Source organism: Streptomyces sp. NPDC094034, assembly GCF_040303865.1.
Taxonomy (GTDB): Bacteria; Actinomycetota; Actinomycetes; order Streptomycetales; family Streptomycetaceae; genus Streptomyces.
Genome location: NZ_JBEOUD010000014.1, coordinates 1 through 23,959 on the forward strand (window position 1 = coordinate 1; position 23,959 = coordinate 23,959).

Consider the following 23,959-nt stretch of genomic DNA (forward strand, 5'->3'; position numbering starts at 1 on the left):
CAGTGCAATCGCGAGGGTTTCGAGGTCTGTCGTCACAAACGGACTAACGAGACCCTCGCTTCATGCACCCGAAAACTTCGGACTTACTCATCTAGGCCCGCGGGTCGGACGACCTGGAGACACGGGCCGGACCGGACACAGCCGGTCCGACGGCCTGGAAACGGCGGCCGGACCGGCCCCGGAAAGTTCGCACGGACCCCCCTTAGCCGAACGGCCCACGCCGGAATGCCGGTTCGCCCTTCCCGGGTCACTATGGCAGCAGTATCCCGTCTGCCCTGAAGGGGGAGCCGTGAGACGTGCCACCGCCGTCAGAGGAACGGTTCTCGCCGTGGGCGCCGTTCTCGTTCTGGCGCCCGTCGGCCTCACCCCCCGAGGGTGCGGCGATCTCTCCGGCGGCCGGCTCTGTATCGAGGGCCCGGTGGGCGGCGCAGGACCGTTCACCGTGCGCTATGTCCAGTACCCGGGCCACCCCAGTGTCGCCGTGCGCCTCGGCTACCAGCGCAAGGACGACCGGATCACCGCGTTCCCCGGCTGGCTCGGCACCCAGCAGACCTGGCACGGCCGGGCCGAGCAGACCGGCAGGCTCGACACCGCCGCGGGCGAGTGCATCCGCGGTGTGATGGAGCACCGGGACCGGACGTACGTCACCGAGTGGCACTGCTCGTAGAGCAGCCCCGGGGAGTCGCGGAATCTGGCAGTCCACATCCGGAAGTCCATGAATGCGGAAGACTCAGACCAGCCGGCGCGCCGTCGCCCAGCGCGTCAGTTCGTGCCGGTTGGAGAGCTGGAGCTTCCTCAGCACCGCCGAGACATGGGATTCCACGGTCTTCACGGAGATGAAGAGCTGCTTGGCGATCTCCTTGTACGCGTACCCGCGCGCGATGAGCCGCAGCACCTCGCGCTCGCGCTGGGTCAGCCGGTCCAGGTCCTCGTCCACCGGCGGCGCGTCCGTCGAGGCGAAGGCGTCCAGGACGAAGCCGGCCAGCCGGGGCGAGAAGACCGCGTCGCCCTCCTGCACCCGGAAGATCGAGTCGACCAGGTCCGTGCCGGTGATCGTCTTGGTGACATAGCCGCGGGCGCCGCCCCTGATCACCCCGATCACGTCCTCCGCGGCGTCCGAGACCGACAGCGCCAGGAAGCGCACCGGATTCTCGCCCGCCCCCATCATCGGCGCGCAGCGGCGCAGCACCTCCACCCCGCCGCCGCCCGGGAGGTGGACATCGAGGAGCACGACCTCGGGCCGGGTCGCCGTGATGACGGTGACCGCCTGGTCGACATCGGCCGCCTCGCCGACGACCTCGACGCCCGTCTCCTCCGTACGGCCGATCTCGGCCTGCACTCCGGTACGGAACATCCGGTGGTCGTCGACGAGCACGACCCGTACGCGCCGGCCGTCCCCCGCCGCGCCGCCGCTCTCCGCACCGGTGGCCCCGGCCTGTGCGCCCTCGCTCATGGTCTCTGCCCCTCGCCCTAGTCGTTCGTCGGCCCGCACGGTCCTGCCACGCACGGACCCGTACCCGTCGTACGTTCGTACGCGCCCGTTCTCAGTCTGCCCGTTCCATCTCCAGCTCGACCTCCGTACCGTTGCCGGGCACCGACCGCAGCCGGGCCGTACCGCCGTTGCGCTGCATCCGGCCGATGATCGATTCCCGTACGCCCATCCGGTCGGCGGGCACCGCGTCGGGGTCGAAGCCGGGGCCGCGGTCCCGTACGGAGAGGAAGACCGTACGGCCCTCCACCTCCGCGAAGACCTGTACGGCGCCGCCCTCGCCACCGTACTTGGCGGCGTTGACCATCGCCTCGCGCGCGGCCTGCATCTGTGCGGCCAGCTTCTCGTCGAGCGGGCAGTCGCCCACGACCACGACCTCGATCGGGACCCCGTGGTGGTCCTCCACCTCCGCCGCCGTGCGCTTCACCGCCTCGGCGAGGGTGGTGGGTTCGTCCTCCTCGTCCTTGCCCGTGCCCTCGGGTTTGTAGAGCCAGGCGCGCAGCTCCCGTTCCTGGGCGCGGGCGAGCCTGCGGACCTCGCCCCCGTCGTCGGCGTTGCGCTGGATGAGCGTGAGGGTGTGCAGCACGGAGTCATGGACATGCGCGGCGACCTCGGCCCGTTCCTGTGCGCGTATGCGCATCAGCCGTTCCTCGGAAAGGTCCTGCGTCATCCGTACGAGCCAGGGCCCGGCGAGCAGGGCGACTCCGGCGACGACCGCGATCGCCCCCGTCAGAATGCTGCCGAACTGGGCCGTCGCGCCGCGCACCACCATGAAGACGGCCAGGCCGAGGCCGACCAGAGCGACGCCCGCGAGGCCGCGGGCGAGCTGGAAGATCCGACGGCGTCTGCCGATCTCGGTCCAGCGGGCGCGGCGGGCGTTGTCCGCCTGCCGCCAGACCAGGACGACTCCCGCGCCGATCAGCAGGGTGGGCCAGATGTAGCGGTCGGCCTGGCCGCGGCCCAGATTGACGTTGCCGACGAAGACGGACGCGCCGATCAGCAGCGCGATGAGCGCGAAGATCTGGCCCTTGTCGGGTTTGCGGAGCCGCCGCCGGCCGTCCGGGCTGATCTCGAAGAGGGTGCGCGGTTCGCTCGTCGTACCGCCGACCCCGAGCGGTACGACGATCCAGAAGACCGCGTAGACCAGCGCACCGAGGCCCTGGCCGAAGAAGAGGCCGAGAAAGACCAGCCGTACCCAGACGACCGGCAGCCCGAGATGCCCCGCCAGCCCGCGCGCGACACCGCCCAGCATCCGGCCGTCCGCGCTGCGGTAGAGCTTGCGCGGGGCCTGTTCCTCGGGCACCGGGGCGCGGGGGGCTGAGGTCGCGGCGCGTGGCGGGGCGGCTGGCATGTCATCGATGGTCACATGGCGCGGTGTGCGGGGACATCAGGGTCGGGCCCCTGAGGCGACCCTGATACCTGGGGGACACCTCGGGGACACCTGGGGTGGTGTCCCCAACCTCACAGCCCTAGGTCCTGTCCTGGGCCAATATCAGGGACAGACCGGGGTCGGGGCCGCTGGAGCCCGCGCCCCCGCGCCGTCACCATGGATGTATGACCCAGCCGCCCCCCGTGCCACCCGCCGCGCCGCCCCCGGCATCGGCCCCCGGCCCCGCGTCGTCCCGTCCCTTCTCCAAGGACCTGCGGCGCAGCCCCCGGCAGAAGATGGTCGCCGGGGTGTGCGGCGGCCTGGGCCGGTACTGCGACATCGACCCGGTGATCTTCCGGATCGTGATCGGGGTGCTCACGGTGACGGGCGGCATCGGGCTGATCTTCTACGGCTTCGCCTGGCTCCTCGTCCCGTTGGAGGGCGAGGACGAGAACGAGCTGCGCAGGCTGCTGGCGGGCCGGGTCGACGGCTCGTCACTGATCGCGGTGCTGAGCGCGCTGGTCGGCTGCGGACTGCTGCTGTCGACGCTGGGCAACAACGGCACGCTCTCCTTCGCCGTGATGCTGTCGGTCGCGGTCGCCGGCTCGGCCGTCTGGTCGCAGCGCCGTCGCCAGATCGCCTCCGACGGCGCGACCGCCGCCTCCGCGCACGCCCACACCGCGCCGGAGGCGCCCCCCGAGACCATGGCACCGCCGACACCCGGCGGCACCTCGTCGTGGTGGCGTGACCCGATCGTCAAGGACGGCACCACGGGCCGCTCCGCCGGCGCTCCCTATCTCTGGGGTCCGCGGGATGCCGCCGAGGAGCGTACGGGGTGGCGCGATGGCGCGACCCCGCTGCTGAAACGGGTGCCATGCCCCCGGGGCCCGAGCGGGATCGGCGGCAGCGTACTCATGCTCGCCCTGGTGGCGGGCGGGCTCGGCACGGGCCTGACCTGGGACAGCCATCCGTTCGGCACGAGCTTGCAAATCGGGCTGGCCGCCGCGCTCGCGGTCTTCGGTCTCGGGCTGGTCGTCAGCAGCTTCCTGGGCCGGACCGGCCTGGGCACGATCTTTCTGGCGGTGGTCACGGCCGGGCTGCTCGCGGCGAGCGCGGCGGTGCCCAAGGACATCACCACGGACTGGGGCCGAAAGCAGTGGACCCCGGCTTCGGTCGCGTCCGTGGAACCCCGGTACAGACTGGGCTCCGGCGTCGGCACCCTCGATCTGACCGGCCTCGCCGTCCCCGAGGGCCAGTCGGTCCGTACGTCCGCCGAGGTGGGCGCCGGGCAGCTCAAGGTCGTCGTACCGGAAGGAGTGACCGTGAAGGTGCGTGCCACGGTCGGCCTCGGGGACATCCGGCTCCCCAGCGAGCCGCCGAACGATGTGGACATCTCCCCGGACCAGTCGCGTGAGCGCACGCTGTCGCCGGACGCCGGGTCCGCTCCGGCGGGCACGCTGGAGCTGCGGCTCGAAGTCGGCCTCGGCCAGGTGGAGGTGACCCGTGCTGCGTCATGAGTTCAGGCCCGGCCGGCTGGTGGCGGGGCTGGCGGTGCTGGGCGCGGCCGTCACGTACGCGGGAGACGCGGCCGGCGCCTGGCACACACCGTGGTACATGGCGCTCATCGTGGTCTGGGACGGTCTCTGTGTGGCGGCCCTGGTGGCCTGGACGCACTACCGCATACGCCGTCGCCGGTCGGCCAGGACGGCGTCCAGCGAGAACACCGGAGCACCGGCGAGCACCAGCGGAAGCCAGGCCATGAGGTAGGCGAGGTCGTTGCCGTAGTAGTACGGCGTGCTCTGCCAGCTGACCGTCAGCCACAGGCTCAGCGAGATCAGCGCTCCGCCGAACGCGGCGAGTCGGCCGAGCACGCCGAACAGGGTGCCCAGTCCCACGGCGAGTTCGCCGATGGCGATGGCGTAGCCGAACCCCGAGGGGCTCTTGAGCGCCAGATCCACCAGTGCCGGGACGGCCGAGCTGTCCCGGACGGCCCGCATCATCTCGCCGACGGACCCCGCGCCGGTCGCCGAGAAGAATCCGCTCTGGGTGAGTTTGTCGATCCCCGCGTAGATGAAGGTGACGCCGAGGAAGATCCGCAGCGGCAGAAGCGCGTAGCGCGAGGCGTTCTCGCGTCGGCCCGTCCGCTCGCCGCCGAGCTGCCCATAGGTGTCCGTCCGGTAGCTGTGCGTCATCGCCGGTCCGCCTCTCCGTGTCCCGCGCCGTTGCCGCGAGGGCGACTGTCCCCGCGTGCCTTGTCCTTGCATACGCAGCAGGACACGTCCGGCACTCAGTGAACCGGCCAACAGCCTGGCGGAATCGGACAGTCTTCAACAGACCTTGAACCGCATGCGACCGGATACGTTCACTACCTGACCCGGACGGACACGGCCGAGTCCAACACGGCCGAGTCCAACACGGCCTACTCCAACACGGCCTACTCCAGCACGGCTTAGTCCATGACCTCGACGATCACACGGTTGGTCTCGATTCCCGCCGCCGTCACCACCTGCACCTCGACGGGTCCCGGCTCCACATCCACCGGTACGGGCACGGTCAGCGAGGTGTCCGACGGATTCGCGAAGCCGCCGGGGACCGGCACCAGCGGGACATGGACATGGACCGCGCCGATCCTGACGACCATCCGGGCCAGCCGGTCCGGGGTGCCCGCGCCCGGCGGTACGAAACCGGCCCCGCGGATCTCGATGTCGTCGCCGGTACGGATCGGGGCGTCCAGATCGCCCGCCTCCCTGGCCCGTACCACCGACAGGACGACGGGACGGCCGCCCTCCGCGTACTTCCCCGCGAAGTAGGTGGCGGCGGAGACCGCGACCAGCAGCGCCAGCGCCCAGGGCAGATCCGGCAGTTGCTCGGGGCGTCGGGCCAGCCGGACCGCCGAGAAGACCACGGCGACGGCGCTCACCAGCGTGTACTGCACATCCGTGAAGCTGCCGCGCCCCGCGTCGTCGCAGAGCAGATCGGCAAGCCGCGGCCGCACGGCCCGTACCTTCTGGAGCCGCTGGCCCAGTACGCGCACGGCCACCACGCGGCGTACGACCACGGCGATGGCGCACACCACGGCCAGTACCGTCACCAGGCCCACGCCCCGGGCCAGTTCGAGGCCGGCGATCAGCTCGTCGCGCCGCTCGGGGCCCGAGGCGCCGGCCAGTTGGAGCGCGAGGACGAGCACGGAGAAGACGGCGAGCAGGACCCAGGCGGAGGCGACGGTCCGCGAGGTCGACAGCCGGTTGTCCTCGCCGATCAGCGGCGCGAGCAGGCCGCCGCGACGACGGTGCAGCCGGGCGGCGGCGGTCAGCAGGCCGGCGACGACCAGGGCGGCGAGCAGTCCGGCCGTACGCGCGAGCGTCCAGCCGGCCCCTATCGCGGTCACGGACTGGACCAGCGCGAGCAGCGCGACCCCGCCCCACACCGTCAGCAGCGTGTGCCGCCAGACGGCGTGCAGCCAGGCGTCGCCCGCCTCACGGCTGCGGTCGGCCACCGCGTTGGCGGACTGGGTGAGTTCGTCGGAGACCCACTGCCGGGAGGCCCCCGCCGAGTGCGCCACCGCGGCGGGCAGTCCCTGTCCCGCGGCCAGTTCGTCCCGCTTCACCAGGAACGCGGCCACCGCCCGTCGGTGCCCCTCCCGCGCTCCGTGCGGGCAGTCCCCGCACGTGCAGCCTCCGCCGTGCGCGCCCTGCCTCGCCTCTTGCACCGCCACGCCGAACGCCGCCTTCCCCGCCCCGTCCACCGAACTTCCTTGCAACGCAAGGGAATTCTGCCGCACAGAGGGCAACCCGCGCGCCGTAGGGGCGGTCCGGGCGGGTGACAACAGCGTTACGGTGTTGACGAGCGTTACGGTGTCGACGCCGTGGGCGCCCGGCCCGTCACTCCCACTCGATGGTGCCCGGCGGCTTGCTCGTCACATCGAGGACCACGCGGTTGACCTCGGCGACCTCGTTGGTGATCCGCGTGGAGATCCGCGCCAGCACCTCGTACGGCATCCGCGTCCAGTCGGCGGTCATCGCGTCCTCGGACGAGACGGGCCTGAGCACGATCGGATGGCCGTACGTACGCCCGTCGCCCTGCACACCCACCGACCGCACATCCGCGAGGAGGACCACCGGGCACTGCCAGATGTCCCGGTCGAGCCCGGCCGCGGTCAGCTCCTCGCGGGCGATCGCGTCGGCCTCGCGCAGCAGATCGAGCCGCTCGCGCGTGACCTCGCCGACGATCCGGATACCGAGGCCGGGGCCCGGGAAGGGCTGGCGCTGGACGATCTCGTCCGGCAGCCCCAGCTCCTGGCCGACCATCCTGACCTCGTCCTTGAACAGCTTGCGCAGCGGCTCGACGAGCTCGAACTCGATGTCGTCGGGGAGCCCGCCGACATTGTGGTGCGACTTGATGTTGGCGGTGCCGGTGCCGCCGCCCGACTCGACCACGTCCGGGTACAGCGTGCCCTGCACGAGGAACGCGACATCCTCGCCGTCCGCGCCCGCCTCGGCGACGATCTCGGCCTGCGCCTGCTCGAAGACCCGGATGAACTCACGGCCGATGATCTTCCGCTTCTGCTCGGGGTCGGAGACCCCGGCCAGCGCGCTGAGGAAGCGCTCCTCGGCGTCGACGACCCTGAGCTGTACGCCGGTGGCGGCGACGAAGTCCTTCTCGACCTGCTCGGTCTCGCCCTTGCGCATCAGCCCATGGTCGACATACACACAGGTCAGCTGGGAACCGATGGCCTTCTGCACGAGGGCGGCGGCCACGGCCGAGTCCACCCCGCCCGACAGCCCGCAGATGGCGCGCTTGGTGCCGACCTGCTCACGGATGAGGGCGACCTGCTCGTCCACCACATTGGCGGTGGTCCAGGTCGGCACGATACCGGCGCCCCGGTAGAGGAAGTGCTCCAGGACCTGCTGGCCGTAGGTGGAGTGCATGACCTCGGGGTGGTGCTGCACCCCGTACAACCGCTTCTCGTCGTTCTCGAACGCGGCGACGGGTACGACATCGGTGGACGCCGTGACGGTGAACCCGGCGGGCGCGGCGGAGCAGGCGTCGCCGTGCGACATCCAGACGGACTGCTCGGCCGGCGTGCCCTCGAAGAGGGTGGAGCCGGTCTTGGAGACCCGCAGCTCCGTACGGCCGTACTCACGCGCGCCCGTGTTGTCGACGGTGCCGCCGAGCGAGGTCGCCATCAGCTGGAAGCCGTAGCACATGCCGAAGACGGGGACGCCCGCCTCGAAGAGCGCGCGGTCCACGCTCGGGGCGTTCTCGGCGTACACGGAGGACGGGCCGCCGGAGAGGATGATCGCCCGGGGGTTCTTGGCCAGCATCTCGGCCACCGGCATCGAGGACGGGACGATCTCGCTGTAGACCCGTGCCTCGCGCACGCGGCGGGCGATGAGCTGGGCGTACTGCGCGCCGAAGTCGACGACGAGTACGACGTCGGGAGCGGCGGCGGGGGGTGCTGCTGGCACGGGGGCGGCCTTCCGGCGGTGATGGAACGATGAACGAACGTGGGATGTCGTGCTGCCAATTCTAACGGCGGGCGCGTACCGGCCCGGGACGCCTTCTCGTCTCACCATCCGAACCCGCGTTGCCGCGCCTGGGTGCGCGCGGTCCATACTGTCCCCATGCACACGCAGCTGACCTTCGTCTTTACCTATGGCACCGGCCCGTCCGGCTGCCATGGTCGTGCTGCTTGAGCTGACAAGCGACCTCCCAGGCGCCCCGGGCCGACAAGGCCCGGGGCGTCTGTCGCGTTCGGGGCCCTGTGGCCACCGGGACATCTGACGTCCCGACCACTCCCCGAGAAGGAACCCCGCATGACTGTCACGGAGAACGCCGGCGCCCGTACCGAAGAGGCCGCCACGCTGATCGCGGACGCGCGCGAACGCGTCGACGCGCTGGACGACCGGATCATCGGTCTCGTCCAGGAACGGATGGCGGTCTCGGCCGTCATCCAGGACGCCCGGATCTCCTCCGGCGGCCGTCGCGTCAATCTCTCCCGCGAGATGGAGATCCTCGGCCGCTACCGGGATGCCCTCGGCAAACCGGGTACGGCGCTGGCGATGACCCTGCTTGAGCTGAGCCGGGGCCGCGTCTGAGCCGGCCGGAGCCGCGTCCGAGCCCAGCCGGGAGCGCGTCCGAGCCGCGCCGGGGCCGTGTTCGGATCCGGCCGCGTCCCGGGTCCTGCCGCATCTGAGTTCGGGTGCCGCTCTCACCCGTACGGCGCGTGACCGGGTCCCGCGAGCCTTCGTTGGACCGTGCGTCCGTGCCCAGCCAGGGGCGGCGAGCGTGCAGGAAAGTTGAGGAAAGCCACGCGTGGCTCCGCCGGGGCGTGCGACGGACCGCAGGTGCGTCGTGGGACCTCGCCCCGGCGTCCGTGACCGGTCGGCAGGGGACAGCAGCCCGGTCACCCATGGGCGGTCGGCTCCGGGGACGCCCGGAACCGACCGCCCTTCCTGTGAGATCTCTGTGACACAGGCCACTTAAAGATTCCGTGAAGGACGCGGCAACCATTCCCGCACGTCACAGGTCTTGCTTGCGAAATCAACGGCCTCACCCGTGAACCCCACGTCTGGGAGGGCCCCACGACTCGCACCGCCCCCGGCGGTGTGCCGTACTTCGCTGAGGTCTTCATGAAACTCCGCCGTGCCATGGCCGTCGCCGCCGCGACCGCTGTCATAGCCCCCGCCGCCTTCTTCTCCGCCCCGGCCGCTTTCGCGACCGACGGTGACAGCACCCCGCCGCCCGTCACGAGCGAGGCACCTGAGGCCCCCGAGCCCACCGGGGCGGAGACCACCGGGGCGAGCGTGCCCCCGCCCGCCACCAGTGAGACCCCCGGGGCCCCCGAGGCGGGCGAGGAAGGTGCGCGGTCCGACGAAGAGGCCCCCGCGCCCGGAACGGACGCCTTCGAGGCGGAGGGTACGAAGCCCGCCAAGCCGACGCCCGCGTCGTCCGACCTGACGACCAAGCCGGGTGGCGAGACGGGCGACGAGACGGGCGAGGGCCCGGTCGAGTGCGTCGAGACCGACGAGGGCATCTTCGACGACCAGCTGCGAACGAGCCTCTCCGGACTGCCGGAGCGCGTTGTCGCGGGCAGCGGTTTCCATTCCTTCAAGCTCAATGTCTCGAACAAGGGCGAGCACGACTACGAGCGCGTCGACCTCGGCGTCTTCGCGTTCCAGATCGACGAGAAGTCCTGGGACCTGAACACCGGTCATCTCACGCTCCAGTACAAGGACCCCGAGTCCGGCGTCTGGACCCCCATCTCCCTGGACGAGGACGACGAGGGCTCCGGCTATCTCGGTTACACGGACCTCAAGGCGAAGGAGTCGTTCTCCGTCGACCTGCGTCTGAGCGTGGCCGCATCCGCCCCGGCCGGGCTCGGTTACGCCTTCAGCGTCGGTGTCTACGCCGACGACGAGGGCAACTGCGTCTCCTCGGACGACGAGTCCTTCTACGAGTTCGAGATCGTCGCGGCAGGTACGGACCCGGGCAAGCCGAACGAGGCCAAGCCCCAGGAGGGCGGGAAGAAGCCCCTCCCCGCCAAGCCGGCGGGCAACACCGAGATCAAGCCGCAGGGCCACCTCGCCGAGACCGGCTCCTCCTCAGTGGTCCCCGTCATCGGCATGGCCGGTGGCATCGCCATCGTGGCGGGCGCCGGAGTGATGTTCGCGATGAAGCGCCGCAGGAGCGACGCGGCCGCGTAAACGCGCGGACACGCGGGCGCGCGGCCACACAGGCACGCAGGCGCGCAGGCACGCGGCCACGCAGGCACGACGCCACATCACACAGAGACTCAGTGAGGCGCTGCACTCGGAGGGGGGTGCAGCGCCTCGCTGCACCCCGCCCCACCCCGGCGCACTCCGCCCCCGCGGCCCGCCGTCACACCCGCTTCGGCGGGATCTTGGGCAGCGCCACGAACGGCAGCCGCAGCGCCCCGAACGCCTCCTCCGGCACCGCCGGGGACACCGGTGCGACCGGATCCGGTCTGACGTACGCGGCCCCTTGCCCGGGGCGGGGGTCGGGCTCGCCCTTGTTCGGCCAGAACGACATCGCGCGTTCTGCCTGGGCCGTGATGGTCAGGGACGGGTTCACCCCCAGGTTCGCCGAGACCGCGGAGCCGTCGACCACCGAGATGCCGGGGTGTCCGTACAGCCGGTGGTACGGGTCGATCACGCCCTCCTCCGCCGAGGCTCCGATGACACAGCCGCCCAGGAAGTGCGCGGTCAGCGGCGTACCCATCAGTTCGCCCACATTGCTGCCCGCGAAGCCGTTGATCTCCTCCGCGATCAGCGTCGCGGCCCGGGTCGCCTCGGGTATCTGCTTCGGGTTGGGTGCGCCGTGTCCCTGGCGCGCGGTGAGCAGTCCTTTGCCCACACCGCCCGGTTTCCGGTAGGTCGTCAGGGAGTTGTCCAGCGACTGCATGACGAGGCCGATGATGGTCCGCTCCGACCAGCGGCGGGTGGAGAGCGAGCGGAGCAGCAGCAGGGGGTGCCTGGCCGCGTTCCCGAGCCAGCTCCGCACCCGCCGCTCGCTGTACGGCACCTGAAGGAGCGTCAGCAGGCCCATGGCGTTGGAGCCCTTGCCGTAACGCACCGGCTCGATATGGGTGGTGTCGCTCGGGTGGATCGAGGACGTGATGGCGACGCCCCGCGTGAAGTCGGCCTTCGACTCGCCGTGCCGCGCGCGGTAGCGCCGGTTGTCGGTCGCCGCGCCCACCAGGGCCTCGGAGTTGCTACGGGTCAGCTCGCCGAGCCGGGCCGAGAGGCGCGGCAGCAGTCCGCGGTCCCGCATGGTGTGCAGCAGGGTCTGGGTGCCGTACGTACCGGCCGCGATCACGACCCGGCGGGCGCGCAGGACGCGCGCCCGGCCCTTCTGGCGGCCCGTGCCGCGCACCCGGGTCGGTACCGTCGTGACGCGGAAGCCGCCCTCCCCGTCCTCCGTCACCGCGACCACCGAGGTCATCGGGTGGACGACCGCCCCGGCGCGCTCGGCCAGATACAGATAGTTCTCGTTGAGGGTGTTCTTGGCGCCGTGCCGGCAGCCCGTCATGCACTCACCGCACTGCCGGCAGGCGTTCCGCGAGGGTCCGGCCCCGCCGAAGTACGGGTCGTCCACGGCCGACCCGGGCCGGGTCCTCGCCGTACCGTCGGCGTCCCGGCCGTCCCCGAAGAAGACCCCGACCGGCGCGAGATGGAAGCTCTCGCCCACGCCCATCGCCTCGGCCGCCGCCTTCAGATGGACGTCCGAAGGGGTCATGGCCGGGTTGAGCCGTACGCCGAGCATGCGGCGCGCCTGGTCGTAGTACGGCTTCAGCTCCTGCTGCCAGTCGGTGATGGCGGCCCACTGCGGATCGTCGAAGAACGCGGCGGGCGGTACGTACAGGGTGTTGGCGTAGTTGAGGGAGCCGCCGCCGACCCCGGCGCCCGCGAGCACCATCACATTGCCGAGGAGATGGACGCGCTGGATGCCGTACAGCCCGAGTGCGGGGGCCCACAGGTAGTTCTTGAGGTCCCAGGAGTTCTTGGGGAGGGTGGCGCGGGTGAAGCGGCGGCCCGCCTCCAGGACACCGACGCGGTATCCCTTCTCGGTCAGCCGCAACGCGGAGACCGAGCCGCCGAAACCGGAGCCGACGACGATCACGTCGTAGTCGTACACCGCGTCGTCGTACACGGCGTCGTCGTGCACGTCGTAGTCGTACAGCGCGTCGTCGGATCCGTCGCGGACCGTGTCCGGGTGTGCTGCGTCGTGGTTCTCGTTCTGCTTCCGGGCCTGGCTGTCCTGTGCCACTGGCTCTCCTCGTTGAGAACGACCGTGTGCCGAACCACCGCGTCACGAACCACCGCGTCACGAACCACCGCGTCACGCACTACCGAAGCCGCAGTGCCTTCATGATCCGCAGACTGTGGCTCATGAGGGCCGCGTGCCTCTCGTCGTCCATCCCGAAGGACGGCGCCATGGGCAGGATCCGCTGCTGCGCGACCGTCTGGGCCTCGGTGAACTTGAGGATCCCCTCGGCGCCGTGCCGCCGGCCGAGACCGGAATCCTTCATGCCGCCCATCGGCGACCGCACGCTGCCGTACGCCGGCGCGTATCCCTCGTTGATGTTGACCGTGCCGGTACGCAGCCGGGCCGCGATCGCATGGCCGCGCCGGGAGTCCTTCGTCCATACGCTCGCGTTGAGCCCGTACGACGTGGCGTTGGCGAGGCCGATCACCTCGTCCTCGTCGCTGAACCGGTAGACGGAGACGACCGGGCCGAACGTCTCCTCCGCGCACACCGCCATCGGCGCGTCGACCCCGTCCAGGATGGTCGGCTCGTAGAAGAGCGGCCCGATGTCGGGACGCGCGACCCCGCCGGCGATGACCGTGGCGCCCTTGGCGACGGCCTCCTCCACGTGGCGGGTGACCGTCTCCAGCTGGCGCTCGCCCACCAGGGAGCCCATGTCGGCGCCGTACGCGAGGGAGTTGCCGAGCCGCATGGCCTTCGTACGGGCGGCGAACCGCTGGAGGAACACCTCGGCGACCGAGTCATGGACATACAGCCGCTCGATGGAGATGCAGAGCTGACCGGCGGAGGAGAAGCAGGCGCGCACCGCGCCCGCCGCCGCCTTCTCCACGTCGGCGTCCGCGAGGACCAGCATGGCGTTCTTGCCGCCGAGTTCGAGCGAGACGCCGACGAGCCGGTCGGCGGCTCCCCTGGCGACCTCGCGGCCGGTACGGGTCGAGCCGGTGAAGGAGACGTAGTCGGCGTGCCTGACGACTTCCGGGCCGGTGACCGGGCCCTCGCCGAGGACCACCAGGAAGACCTCGGGCGGCAGCCCGGCCTCGATCAGCAGATCACGGGCCCACAGCGCGGTGAGCGCGGTCTCGGTGTCGGGCTTCATCACGACGGCGTTGCCCGCCACGAACGCGGGCAGCGCGTCGCCCGCGGACAGCTCCAAGGGGTAGTTCCAGGGCACGATCTGGCCGATGACACCGCGCGGCTGACGCAGCTCGGTGACCTTCGTCAGGGTCGGTACGACGCCGGTGTGGCGCTTCGGCCGCAGATACGACGCCGCCGCCCGGCCGTAGTGCCGGGCTTCGACGGCCAGCCCCTGGACCTCTTCGTGCGCGTGCAGCCTGGCCTTGCCGGTCTCCAGCTGGATCAGATCGAGCACCTCGGCCTGGCGTTCCAGCAGCAGATCGTGGAAGCGGAGCAGCACCGCGGCCCGCTGTCTGATGGGCAGCGCCGCCCAGAGAGGCTGGGCCGCGCGGGCGCGCTCGAAGGCCGTCACCACGTCCTCGGGCGTGGACTCGGGCAGGACCGCCAGCCGCTCCCCGGTGAAGGGCGCGTGGTTTTCGGTGCGGCCGGAGCCGACGACACCACGTATGAGCCGGGCGACCACCTCGGGGGTGACCACATCGGCCGCGGTGCGCGCTCCGGCCGGGGCGGTGGCCACCGGGTTGGTGCCGAGGGAGCCGGGAGGGGCGGCGGAGGGGGCGGTGGGTGCCTGCGAGTCCGTCATGGGCCGAGCGTATGCCGCATCCGAACCTTTGGATACCCGGCGGTAACACCTTTTCCCCGAGCGCCCATATCGCGCCAGTGATCGCTGGCAGATATCCCCTGATCAGCGGCTACGGCGAGGTCAGGAGGCCCCGGCCGACGCAGCCCCCGACTCCTCGACGACGAGATGATCGACGACGTCCGAGAACAGTTCCTCGCCGTCCCGCACGGCCGCGCCCTTCGCGGGCATGGCCACCCTCAGCCGCAGATAGGTGTTGTCCTCGCCGGGGACGACGAGTTCGTGCCAGCGGTAGCGGACCGGAAAGTCGTCCGAATCGCTGTAGTCGGTGAAGTCGACGACCGTCTCGAAGCCCGGCTTGCCCTGGTGCTCGACATCCTTGGTGGTGACCTCGGCGTCCTTGATCTCCGTGCCGTTCTTACCCCCGAGCTCGTAATGCCTCTTCCAGACGTCCGCCTTCGGCTCCAGCAGATCGTTGTCCGGCAGCTTCTGGTTCCGCTCGATGAAGATGCCGAAGACACCGCTGGGGTCGTAGTACGTGACGCCGGTGTCATCGGTCGTCTGCTCGCGCCGGTAGTCGCCGGGGACCCCGACCTTCGCGCGGAGAATCTCGTTCTCCGGACGGACCCCCCAGCCCTCCGGGAGCTCGCCGCCACCGAAGGGGTTGGCGAGGATCAGTACGAGGGCGACGGCCACGGCCAGCACCCCCGCGCCCAGCCCGTACCGCGCCGGACGGCTCCGCCGGAGCACCGGCGGGACCCAGCCGCCGAGGCCCGTGGAAGCCGGCTCGGGGCCGGTCCCCGCGTACGGCCGGGCAGCGGCCGGCGGGCGCGCCACCGACTCCAGGACCGCCCGGATCTCCGCCGCGTCCGGCCGCGCCGCCGGGTCCTTGCGCAGCAGCCCCATCACGAGCGTGCCGAACGCCCCCGCGCCGCGCGCGGGCATCTGCGGCTCCGCCGACAGCACCGCCTGGAGCGTGGCGGGGACATTGGAGCGGCGGTACGGCGACATGCCCTCGACCGCCGCGTACAGCACCACACCGAGCGACCACAGGTCCGACTCCGGCCCCGGCTGCCTGCCGAGCACCCGCTCGGGCGCGATGAACTCGGGCGAGCCGACGAACGCGCCGGTCTCGGTCAGCCCCTGCTCGCCCTCGACCTGGGCGATCCCGAAGTCGCTGAGGACGACCCGGTCGCCACGGCCGAGGAGCACATTGTCCGGCTTGACGTCACGGTGCAGTACGCCCTTCTCGTGGGCCGCCGTGAGCGCGTCCAGTACGGCGAGTCCGATCCTGGCCGCCTCGCGCGGGTCGAGCGTGCCCTCCTGGAGCCGGTCGGCGAGCGAACGACCGCGCACCAGCTCCATCACGATCCACGGTTTGGCGTCCTCGATCACCACATCGTGCATGGTGACGACGGCGGGGTGCTCGATCTTGGCGGCGGCGCGCGCCTCGCGCCGCATCCGCACGTACACGCGGTCCCGGTCGCGCTCGGCCACGTTGTCCGGGACCCGCGGCTCCTTGATCGCCACCTCGCGGTCCACGACCTCGTCGTGTGCCAGCCAGACCGTGCCCATCCCGCCGTGTCCGAGCCGGGAGACCAGCCGGTAGCGGCCACCGAGCAGGCGCCTGGCAGCCGGATCGGCCGGGTGGGCGGCGGCCGGCGCGAGGGCCGGGGAAGCCTGTGCGGCCGCCGGTGGCTGCTGCGGCTGCCGCGGGTGCTGCGGCTGCCGCGGGTGCTGCGGCTGCCGTGTGTCCTGCGTGGGCAGGTATCCGGCCTGTCCTCCCGGCTCGGCGGCCGGTGGCTGCGCCCGCAGCGGCACCTGCGGCACATCCGGCGGCACGTCCGGCGGCCTCAGTTCATAGCTCGTGGGCTCGTTCACCCGTCCCCCGTCGTCGCTCATGTACGTCATCCTCACGAAGTTCGGCCGCGATCGCGCGGCGTTTCACTGGCCGGTATCGCTCGGTGGCGCCTGCCAGCTGCGCAGTACGGCGTCGAACTGCTTGCGCGTCGTCTCCCAGTCCTCCTCGGGACCGGCCATGTAGATCGCGTACTCCGTGGCGCTGTCGTCGGAGAAGTAGATCTGGTCGATCGCGTGCCGCTTGCCCGGCTGCCCGGTCTTCTCGGTCCAGGTGAACTCCCAGAGAGCGGCCTTCGCCTTGTCGCGGTAGGCGTTGGGGGCCAGTTCGAGCCTGAGGTAGTCCGGGAACTTCTGGACGGTCTTCTCCATGCTCAGCATGTGCGCGTACGGAGTGTCGAAGTCCGGCGAGCCGACGCTGATCCGTATGAGGTGACGGCCGTTGTCCGGGGTGTAGTCGATCTGGTCGCCGTTCGTCTGCCGTTCCCAGCCCTCGGGGACGTTGAGACTGAAGCCCTCCTCGGCCTCGACACGGGTCCAGCCCTCGGGCACGGTCTCGCTGCCGGTGTCTCCCTTGCCCGCCGCATCGCCGGCCGTATCGCCCGCCGCGCCGTCGGCCTGGCCACCGTCCGTCGTGGCGTCGTCCGTCGTACCGTCCCCCGCCGTGGGGTCGTTCGCGGACCGGCCGCCCGCGTTGTCGGCGGGAGCACCGTCATCGGCGAGCTTCAGCGCGGCGAAGCCGATGCCGCCGCCGAGGACCGCCGCGACGACCACGGCCACCAGCGTCGTACGCCAACGGCCCCGGCGGGCGGGGCCCGAGGGCGCGGCCGACGCCGCGGGCAGGGTCGGGGAGGAGCCCGAAGCCGGGCCGGTGGCGACATACGCCGGGCCGGTGGCGATGTGCGCGGGGCCGGTGGCCACGTGCGCCGGGCCGGTGGCGCCGTGTCCGGTGGCGCCGTGTACGGGGCCGGACTCGGCGGGCGCGAAGGACGGCCCGACGGGCGGCAGGTGCGAGGTGGCCGACTGCCGCTCTCCGTGGGACAGATGACGCGTCGTCGCGTGCTCGTCCTGCCCGGCGGCCGTCAGGCCCTCCGACACATCGCGCAGCATGCGCTCGGTCCGCTGCGCGTCGGGGCGTCCGTCCGGGTCCTTGCGCAGCAGCGCGGCGATGACGGGCGCGAGCGGGCCCGCCTGGCCGGGGTGGTCCGGCTCGTCCGTCACCACGGCCTGCATGGTGGTCAGCGGTGAACTCCGGCGGAACGGCGAGACCCCCTGCACCGCCGTGTAGAGCGTCACGCCGAGCGACCAGAGGTCGGAGGCGGGGCCGGGATCGCCGCCCCGTACCCGCTCGGGCGCCAGATAGTCGATGGAGCCGACGAGTTCACCGGTCCTGGTGATGGTCGAGTCGCCCTCTATCGCCGCGATCCCGAAGTCGGTCAGCAGCACCCGGCCGTCGCGCGCGAGCAGGACATTGCCCGGCTTCACATCGCGGTGCAGCACCCCGGCCGCGTGCGCCGCGCGCAACGCGTCGAGGACCGCGAGACCGATTCCGGCCGCCTCGCGATAGCCGACCGGGCCGGACTCCTTCGCGGCGTCGGCGAGCGAGGGGCCGTCGACGTACTGCATGACGATCCACGGCCGGCCGTCGTGCTCCAGCACATCGTGGACCGTGACGACACCCGGGTGGCTGATCCGGGCGGCGGCCCGTGCCTCCTTCTGGGTCCGCTGGTGCAGTACGGCCCGGTCGGCCTCGGAGACATACCGCCCCGCGGTCAACTCCTTGATGGCGACGACCCGGTGCAGCACTTCGTCATGTGCCCGCCACACCTTGCCCATGCCGCCGCGGCCGATGCACTCGGCAAGTCGGTAACGCCCGGCGAGCAGCGGCCCCGCGCCGCTCGCGTCCCTGTCCGAGCCCGAGCCCGCGCTCGTCCCCGTGCTCTGTATGTGCTCCACGTCCCAGCCCCGATCCTTGGGATCACAGATTACGGAGGGGGCATACGGACACGGAACCTCGGGTGGGTCACGGAAACCGCACTGTGATGCGTAACGGGCGTTGTACGGGGCACAAGTTGGGACTCTTGCCTCAGCGGGTGATCCGATAGGCGCCGGTCGCCTGCTGGTAGATCTCGTCGACCTTGTCCCGCTGCCCGTCCGGTCCGATGACCTGGATGACGTGGTACCGGTCGTCGACGATCATCGCGAGATTCCGTACGAACACCGCGCGCCCGCTGCTGTCCGTCCAGGTGTACTGCCCCTCCGCCATGGCCTGCCGGCCCACATCGACCCGGCGTACGCCCGAGGCGCTGGACCAGGACGAGTCACGGAACGGCTGAAGCTCCCGCTCCGTGTCGCGCTGGTAGGCGATCGGGTCGTCGCCGTTCTCCGCCACGCTGTCCCGGCCGGGAACGACGATCAGGGTGAAGTCGCCCCCGACATAGCGGACTTGCCCGCTGTCGTTGATGGGGCGTCGCTGCCAGCTCTTGTCGACGCCGATCCGGAAGCCCTCGGAGTCCGTACGCAGGACATAGCCGTCGGCGAGATCGGCGTCGGAACCCGACGTCTGGGGCGCGGAGGCATTGGGCGGGGGCGAACCCGCATTGTCCGGAGCCGGTGATGCCGGGGCGGCGGACGAGCTGGGACCCGCCTCGCCGACGCTCTGGCCCTGCTGGACCGTATCCGCCTTGGGCAGGAACATCACGGCGTAGACGATGGCCGCCACGAGCAGCAACAGGATCAGGATGAGCAGATTCCGGCCGAGGGAACGAGGGCCGCGACCCGGGCCCCGCTCGGCCCTGTCGAACCTGTCGGCACTCTCGAACCTGTCCGAGCTGTCGAACCGGCCGGACCTTTCCGACCTGCCCGACCATTCCGACCGGTCCGATCGGTCCGTCCTGTCGGGCCCGGCCGTCCGCTCGGGCCCGTCCAGCAGGCTGTCCAGCCGTTCCGTGATCTCCCGTTCCGTACCGTCCTGGAGCGCGTCGGCCCCGAGCGCGTGCCCGTGCTCCTGCTCGTAGTGCCGCCGCTCGTCGAGACCGGCCCCCCGGCCGCCCTTCTCCTTGCGCTCCTTGCCCTTCTTGTGACGGTGGCGTCCGCCCAGGTCCCGGCCGCGGCCGCGGCGTCGGCGCACCAGCTCGCCCCGACGGCGCACGATCGGCAGCCGGGTCTCGTCCGCGGGCACCGGTACGACATCGAGACCGGCCTCCGGCTCGGGCGCGGACCGTACGAGCGAGCGCAGCCAGCCGCGCAGCTCCTCGAAGTCCGGGCGCTCGGTGGGGTCCTGACGCAGCAGCGATTCCACGACGGGGCGCAGCGGTCCGCACTCCTCGGCGAAGGCGGGCGGTTCGGCGCAGACGAGCTGCACCAGCTCGATGGCGCTCTCTTCGGGGTACGGGGCATGGCCCTGCACCGCGCGGTACAGCAGCGCGCCGAGGGCCCACAGGTCGGTGGCGGGCCCGATGGGCGGTGCCAGCTGCCAGTTCTCGTGGACGGGACCGGCCTGCTCGGGCGCCCAGCGTTCGGTGACGGCACCGACGACCGCGATACGGGCCTGCCGGGCGCGCTCGGCGGCGAGCGGGGTGGCGGGGCCGCGGTACACGGGCAGGGAGCCGCTCGCGACTATCTCGTCCCAGCGCCCGGCGCCCGCGCCCTGACCGGTGACCGCGGGCAGCTGGGCGGACTGCCGCTGCGAGTCGGCGCGGAACGCGTCGCGCGCTCCACCGGACTGCCAGGTGCCGCTTCCTCGTCCGCTGTCACTGCCGGGTCCGGAGTAGGGGGTGTCGCCGCCGCGGGCCACGACGGCACCGGAACCGGCACCAGAACCGGTACGGGAGCCGGAGTCGCCGGGCGGCAACGCGGGAATGCCGGACGTACCACCGGCGGACGTACCACCGGCGTTCGTACCACCGGCGTTCGTTCCGTCGCCGCTCGCGCCGGAGCCGCCCCCGAAGGGGCCGGCCGAGTCGGGGCCGTACGGGCTGCCGCTGCCGCCGGCCGGTACGGAGCCCGACGCGTCGTTCCAGGGAGCCGGGCCGTCGCGCCAGACACCGGCCAGCCGGGCTCGGTAGGGGGTGGGCGGGTCGTCGTCCTCGTCGATGTCGGAGTCGGCGTCGGCGTCCGTGTCCGCGAAAGTGCGGGGCCGCGCCCACCAGTCCGGGTCGAGGCTCGCACCCTGCTGCGGACCACCGTCCGTGCCGGGGCCGCTCCGGGGAGGCTCCTGCGCACCCGAACCGGTGGTCGTACCGCCCGTGCCGCCCGTGACGCCCGTGCCGCCCGTACCCGCCGGGAGACCAGTACCCCCCGTACCGCCCGAGGCTCCCGGAACAGCCGGGACGCCCGCACTGCTCGTACTGCCCGTACCGCTCGTGCCGGAGCCCTGGTCCTCAGTGGCGCGCGCGGCGGCGCGCGCCCCCGCGCGGTACGCGGCGATGGCTCCGGCGCGCGCGGCGCGGATATCGCCGGAAGCGCTCCCGCCCGGCAGCGCCGGCTGACCGCCGTACGGCGCCGGGATGCCGGGGGTGCCGTGATGCGGACGCGGCATCGCACCGGACGTACCGGACGAGGTGCCGTCGTCGTAGGGGCTGTCCCCGCCCCGGCCCGTCCCCAGCGCGGCGCGGCCCGGCGCGCCGGGCACCCCGGCCGTCGGCCCGGGGTCGTACGGCAGGGAGGCCGTCGGTGAACCGGAGGGCCCTTCCGTCGGCGCGTACTGTCCCGGCGGTCCGAGCTGTTCGTAGGAGCCCTGTTGTCCCCGCGCCCCCAGCTCCTCGTGCGGCGCGTGGGGCTCATGGAGTCCGGGTGACTCATGGAATCCGGGTGACTCGTGGAGTCCGTGGGGCTCCCGCTGTCCCTGGTGGTCCGGCTCCTCGAACCGGTCCGGCGGCTCGGGCACCGGCGCGTACCCGCACAGCGCCTCTTCCGCCGCGCCCGCGGCGAGCCCGGTCAGCACCACGCGTCCGTCGTCACAGACGAGCACCGTACGGACGGTGATGTTCCGGTGCGTCCAGCCGTGCGCGTGCACCACCCGCACCGCGGTCAGCACATCGGAGGCGATCTCGGCGGCCCGGAAGGGGTTCAGCGGTCGCTCGGCCAGCAGCGCGGCAAGCGGTCTGGCCGCGACCAGTTCACTCACTATCCACAACGAACCGGCCTCCGCGAACACGTCGAAGACCTGGTCGAGCCGGGGATGGTCGGGGATCTGGGCGGCGCTCTGCGCGGCCTCGATGGCCCGCCTCACCGCCGGATCCGTGTGCCTGCGTGCCGAGCGCCCCGAGGTCCGGCGCGGTGCCGCGACGCCGTCCGCGTCCACCACCTCCGCGTCCACGACCTCCGGCAACGGCACCTGCCTGACGAGGACTTCCTGCCCGCTGTACGTATCGAAGGCGCGGGTCTCGACAAGGTCGTACTCATCGGAGGGTGGCAACGGAAGGCGATAGCGGTCGGCGAGCACCCGTCCCGCGTAGTCGTCCACAACGCCTCCCCACCACACGCCGTCTCCCGGTCCCGGAGACCCGCGAAACCGCCAATTCCGGTCGTTTACCGGCTCATTGTGGATGCGTACGGTTCGCGAGCTCTCACGATACGTGGCCGCGGGCCAACATGCCGCCGGGTCGCGGCAACCCGCTGCGTAACGTTCGGTTCTCGTAGGCCGAACTACCCACCACAGCGCCCGGAACTCATCGCTCCGCCTACTTGCTCGTCGGCTTTTCAGGCGGCCGATTCAGACAGCCGATTCCAGACAGCCGATCCAGGCAGCGGATTCAGGCAGCGGATTCAGGCAGCCGATTCGAACGATCGCTCACGCCACCGCTCAGGCCGTCGGCTCAAACGTCTCGAACGCCGTCTCGCGCAGCGTCTCGCACTCCGAGTCGCTCCACTCGCTCGCCTCACAGCTGACCATGATCGAATAGCCGCGCTTGGCGTCGATCTTGAAGCCCCGGTTGAGGACCCTGATCCGCTCACCGTTCTGATCGCGCTCGAACTCCCAGTCGGCGACGGTCTGGTAGCCGTTGTAGTCGACCTTCTTGATGCCGCGCAGCTTGTAGTTGTCGCTGCTGCCCCTGACCGCCGACTGGAGCCCTCGCCAGGCGGCCACCGCGTCATCGGTCGGGCTGTCGTTGAAGTCGACCTGGACCCTGGGGAATTCGCCGTCCTCGCTGTAAATGCCGCCGGAGTTGGCTCCGGCTATGCCGGTTCTGTGGAACCCCTCGGGCATCGCCATCGTGAAGTGGAACCGGTCGTCGGAGACCTTGGCGTAGCCCTCGGGCAGCGCGCCGCCCTTCTTTCCGCCGCCTTTCTTGTCACCGCCCGAATCGCCCGACGGATCGGAACCGGAACCGGAATCGCCGGACCCCTGCCCGTTCGTGGCGGCGGTGTCGCCCTTGCCGTCGCCCGCCGCACTCGCGTCCGGCGCCGGGCTCTGCCCCGTGCCGTCGCCCGCCGCGTCCTCACCTGCGGTCGCACCGGCCGAGGCGGTCGAGGAGTCCTTGCCCTGGTTGCTCCCTGACGAGTCGTCGGAGTTCCCGTTCAGCGCGACGATCAGGACGGTGGAGATGAGCGCGAGCGCCGCGACGACCGCGATGATCACCAGCGTGCGCCGGGGCACTACATCCGTGAGCGACGCGCGCGGCGGCGCGGGCCGCTGCGGAACAGCGGGCTCCGGGGCCCCCCGGCTCTCGGGCCTGCCGGCCGCCGCGTTCCGTACGGAGGACAGCGCGCCGCGCACCCGGTCCGCGTCCCCGGCGGAACCCGACGCCGACCGCGCGGCCGGGGCCTCGCCGGGCACCGGCGGCAGCGGCACGACGCGGGTGGCGTCCGCCGCCGGTTCCGCGGCGCGCAGGGGCTGCTCGGGGGCGTCGACGATGTCCTGAAGGAGCGCTCGCGCGCCCGCGTCGTCGAGCCGCTGCTCGGGGTCCTTGGCGAGCAGTCCGTAGATGACCTCTTCGAGCGGCCCCGCGTTCTTGGGCGGGTCCAGCGGCTCGGTCATCACGGCGGTGAGCGTGGCGATGGCGGAGCCCTTGTCGTACGGCGGGTAGCCCTCCACCGACGCGTACAGCAGACCGCCGAGCGACCACAGGTCGGCCGCGGGTCCGGGCTTGTGGCCGCGGGCACGCTCCGGCGAGATGTACGAGGGGGCGCCGACGAGCATGCCGGTCGAGGTGACCGACGGGTCGCCCTCGACCTGGGCGATACCGAAGTCGGTGAGGACCACGCGTCCGTCCTCGGCGATCAGCACATTGGACGGCTTCACATCGCGGTGCAGGATGCCCTCGCGGTGCGCGGAGCGCAGCACATCGAGGATGGCGAGCCCGACCTCGGCGGCCCGCCTGGGCGTCAGCAGCCCGTCCTCCCGGACGGCTTCGGCGAGCGACTTGCCCTCGACCAGCTCCATGACGATCCAGGGCCGGTCGTCCTCGTCCACGACGTCATAGACCGTCACCGCGCCGTTGTTACGGATCCGCGCGATCGCCTTGGCCTCCCGCAGTGTGCGCGTGATCAGCCGGCGCTTCTCGTCCTCGTCGATGCTGGAGGGAAAGCGGAGTTCCTTCACCGCGACCGTACGGCCGAGCGTCTCGTCGAGCGCCCGCCAGACCGTGCCCATGCCACCGCGTCCCAGCACCGCGCCGAGCCGGTACCTGCCCGCGAGCAGGCGCCCTTCCGGAGTGCCGTCGGCGCTCTTCCTCGCGTCCTGCTGGGGCTCCTGCGCCGTGTCCCGCGACTGCTCCGACTGCGACATGCGTCCCCT

The 23,959-nt window shown here is 71.7% G+C and carries 15 protein-coding genes; 4 read left to right on the forward strand and 11 right to left on the reverse strand.

What is annotated here, in order from left to right; genetic code table 11:
• Positions 1 to 289 precede the first annotated feature (289 nt).
• The gene (locus tag ABTZ59_RS15000) at positions 290 to 667 is read left to right on the forward strand and encodes a hypothetical protein (RefSeq protein WP_249948276.1); all 378 of its coding nucleotides are present in this window, start codon (positions 290 to 292) and stop codon (positions 665 to 667) included.
• Between the two features lie 63 nt (positions 668 to 730).
• Here the strand turns inward: ABTZ59_RS15000 and ABTZ59_RS15005 are convergent, their stop codons facing one another.
• Positions 731 to 1,453, reverse strand: coding sequence for a LuxR C-terminal-related transcriptional regulator (locus ABTZ59_RS15005; protein ID WP_351396332.1), 723 nt, complete (start codon positions 1,451 to 1,453; stop codon positions 731 to 733).
• Positions 1,454 to 1,544: 91 nt separating this feature from the next.
• Entirely contained in the window at positions 1,545 to 2,840 is a 1,296-nt protein-coding gene (locus tag ABTZ59_RS15010) for a PspC domain-containing protein (RefSeq protein ID WP_351396334.1), read from the reverse strand.
• A 203-nt stretch (positions 2,841 to 3,043) separates the two neighbouring features.
• Here ABTZ59_RS15010 and ABTZ59_RS15015 point away from each other — a divergent pair, with 203 nt between their 5' ends.
• Positions 3,044 to 4,375, forward strand: a complete 1,332-nt coding sequence (locus ABTZ59_RS15015) for a PspC domain-containing protein (RefSeq protein WP_351396337.1) — start codon at positions 3,044 to 3,046, stop codon at positions 4,373 to 4,375.
• 156 nt (positions 4,376 to 4,531) lie between these two features.
• Here ABTZ59_RS15015 and ABTZ59_RS15020 read toward each other — a convergent pair whose 3' ends face one another.
• From ABTZ59_RS15020 to guaA, 3 genes are all read right to left on the reverse strand, one after another.
• Complete coding sequence (locus ABTZ59_RS15020) at positions 4,532 to 5,050, reverse strand: DoxX family protein (protein WP_351396340.1); 519 nt, start codon at positions 5,048 to 5,050, stop codon at positions 4,532 to 4,534.
• Positions 5,051 to 5,307: 257 nt separating this feature from the next.
• Entirely contained in the window at positions 5,308 to 6,573 is a 1,266-nt protein-coding gene (locus ABTZ59_RS15025; RefSeq protein ID WP_351396706.1) for a hypothetical protein, read from the reverse strand.
• Positions 6,574 to 6,739: 166 nt separating this feature from the next.
• Positions 6,740 to 8,326, reverse strand: coding sequence for a glutamine-hydrolyzing GMP synthase (gene guaA / locus ABTZ59_RS15030; protein WP_351396343.1), 1,587 nt, complete (start codon positions 8,324 to 8,326; stop codon positions 6,740 to 6,742).
• Between the two features lie 312 nt (positions 8,327 to 8,638).
• Between guaA and ABTZ59_RS15035 the strand changes: the two genes are divergently transcribed.
• A complete protein-coding gene (locus tag ABTZ59_RS15035) occupies positions 8,639 to 8,956 on the forward strand; it encodes a chorismate mutase (protein ID WP_351396709.1) in 318 nt (105 codons plus the stop codon).
• A gap of 534 nt (positions 8,957 to 9,490) precedes the next feature.
• Entirely contained in the window at positions 9,491 to 10,564 is a 1,074-nt protein-coding gene (locus tag ABTZ59_RS15040) for a hypothetical protein (protein WP_351396346.1), read from the forward strand.
• 175 nt (positions 10,565 to 10,739) lie between these two features.
• Here ABTZ59_RS15040 and ABTZ59_RS15045 read toward each other — a convergent pair whose 3' ends face one another.
• From ABTZ59_RS15045 to ABTZ59_RS15070, 6 genes are all read right to left on the reverse strand, one after another.
• A complete protein-coding gene (locus ABTZ59_RS15045; RefSeq protein WP_503002849.1) occupies positions 10,740 to 12,647 on the reverse strand; it encodes a GMC oxidoreductase in 1,908 nt (635 codons plus the stop codon).
• A gap of 79 nt (positions 12,648 to 12,726) precedes the next feature.
• A complete protein-coding gene (locus ABTZ59_RS15050; protein WP_351396348.1) occupies positions 12,727 to 14,364 on the reverse strand; it encodes a succinic semialdehyde dehydrogenase in 1,638 nt (545 codons plus the stop codon).
• Between the two features lie 120 nt (positions 14,365 to 14,484).
• A complete protein-coding gene (locus ABTZ59_RS15055) occupies positions 14,485 to 16,263 on the reverse strand; it encodes a serine/threonine-protein kinase (protein WP_351396351.1) in 1,779 nt (592 codons plus the stop codon).
• Positions 16,264 to 16,305: 42 nt separating this feature from the next.
• Positions 16,306 to 18,174, reverse strand: coding sequence for a serine/threonine-protein kinase (locus ABTZ59_RS15060; RefSeq protein ID WP_503002852.1), 1,869 nt, complete (start codon positions 18,172 to 18,174; stop codon positions 16,306 to 16,308).
• 130 nt (positions 18,175 to 18,304) lie between these two features.
• On the reverse strand, positions 18,305 to 21,685 hold the full coding sequence (locus ABTZ59_RS15065; protein WP_351396354.1) for a serine/threonine kinase C-terminal domain-containing protein: 3,381 nt from the start codon (positions 21,683 to 21,685) through the stop codon (positions 18,305 to 18,307).
• Positions 21,686 to 22,024: 339 nt separating this feature from the next.
• Positions 22,025 to 23,950: a serine/threonine-protein kinase gene (locus ABTZ59_RS15070; RefSeq protein ID WP_351396357.1), complete on the reverse strand. Its 1,926-nt coding sequence runs from the start codon at positions 23,948 to 23,950 to the stop codon at positions 22,025 to 22,027.
• Positions 23,951 to 23,959 lie beyond the last annotated feature (9 nt).

Excerpts from the sequence above, each read along its gene's own strand:
- ABTZ59_RS15005 (WP_351396332.1), bottom strand. The coding sequence starts at position 1,453 with ATGAGCGAGGGCGCACAGGCCGGGGCCACCGGTGCGGAGAGCGGCGGC.
- ABTZ59_RS15020 (WP_351396340.1), bottom strand. The coding sequence starts at position 5,050 with ATGACGCACAGCTACCGGACGGACACCTATGGGCAGCTCGGCGGCGAG.
- ABTZ59_RS15040 (WP_351396346.1), top strand. The coding sequence starts at position 9,491 with ATGAAACTCCGCCGTGCCATGGCCGTCGCCGCCGCGACCGCTGTCATA.
- ABTZ59_RS15050 (WP_351396348.1), bottom strand. The coding sequence starts at position 14,364 with ATGACGGACTCGCAGGCACCCACCGCCCCCTCCGCCGCCCCTCCCGGC.
- ABTZ59_RS15055 (WP_351396351.1), bottom strand. The coding sequence starts at position 16,263 with ATGAGCGACGACGGGGGACGGGTGAACGAGCCCACGAGCTATGAACTG.
- ABTZ59_RS15010 (WP_351396334.1), bottom strand. The coding sequence starts at position 2,840 with ATGCCAGCCGCCCCGCCACGCGCCGCGACCTCAGCCCCCCGCGCCCCG.
- ABTZ59_RS15070 (WP_351396357.1), bottom strand. The coding sequence starts at position 23,950 with ATGTCGCAGTCGGAGCAGTCGCGGGACACGGCGCAGGAGCCCCAGCAG.
- ABTZ59_RS15015 (WP_351396337.1), top strand. The coding sequence starts at position 3,044 with ATGACCCAGCCGCCCCCCGTGCCACCCGCCGCGCCGCCCCCGGCATCG.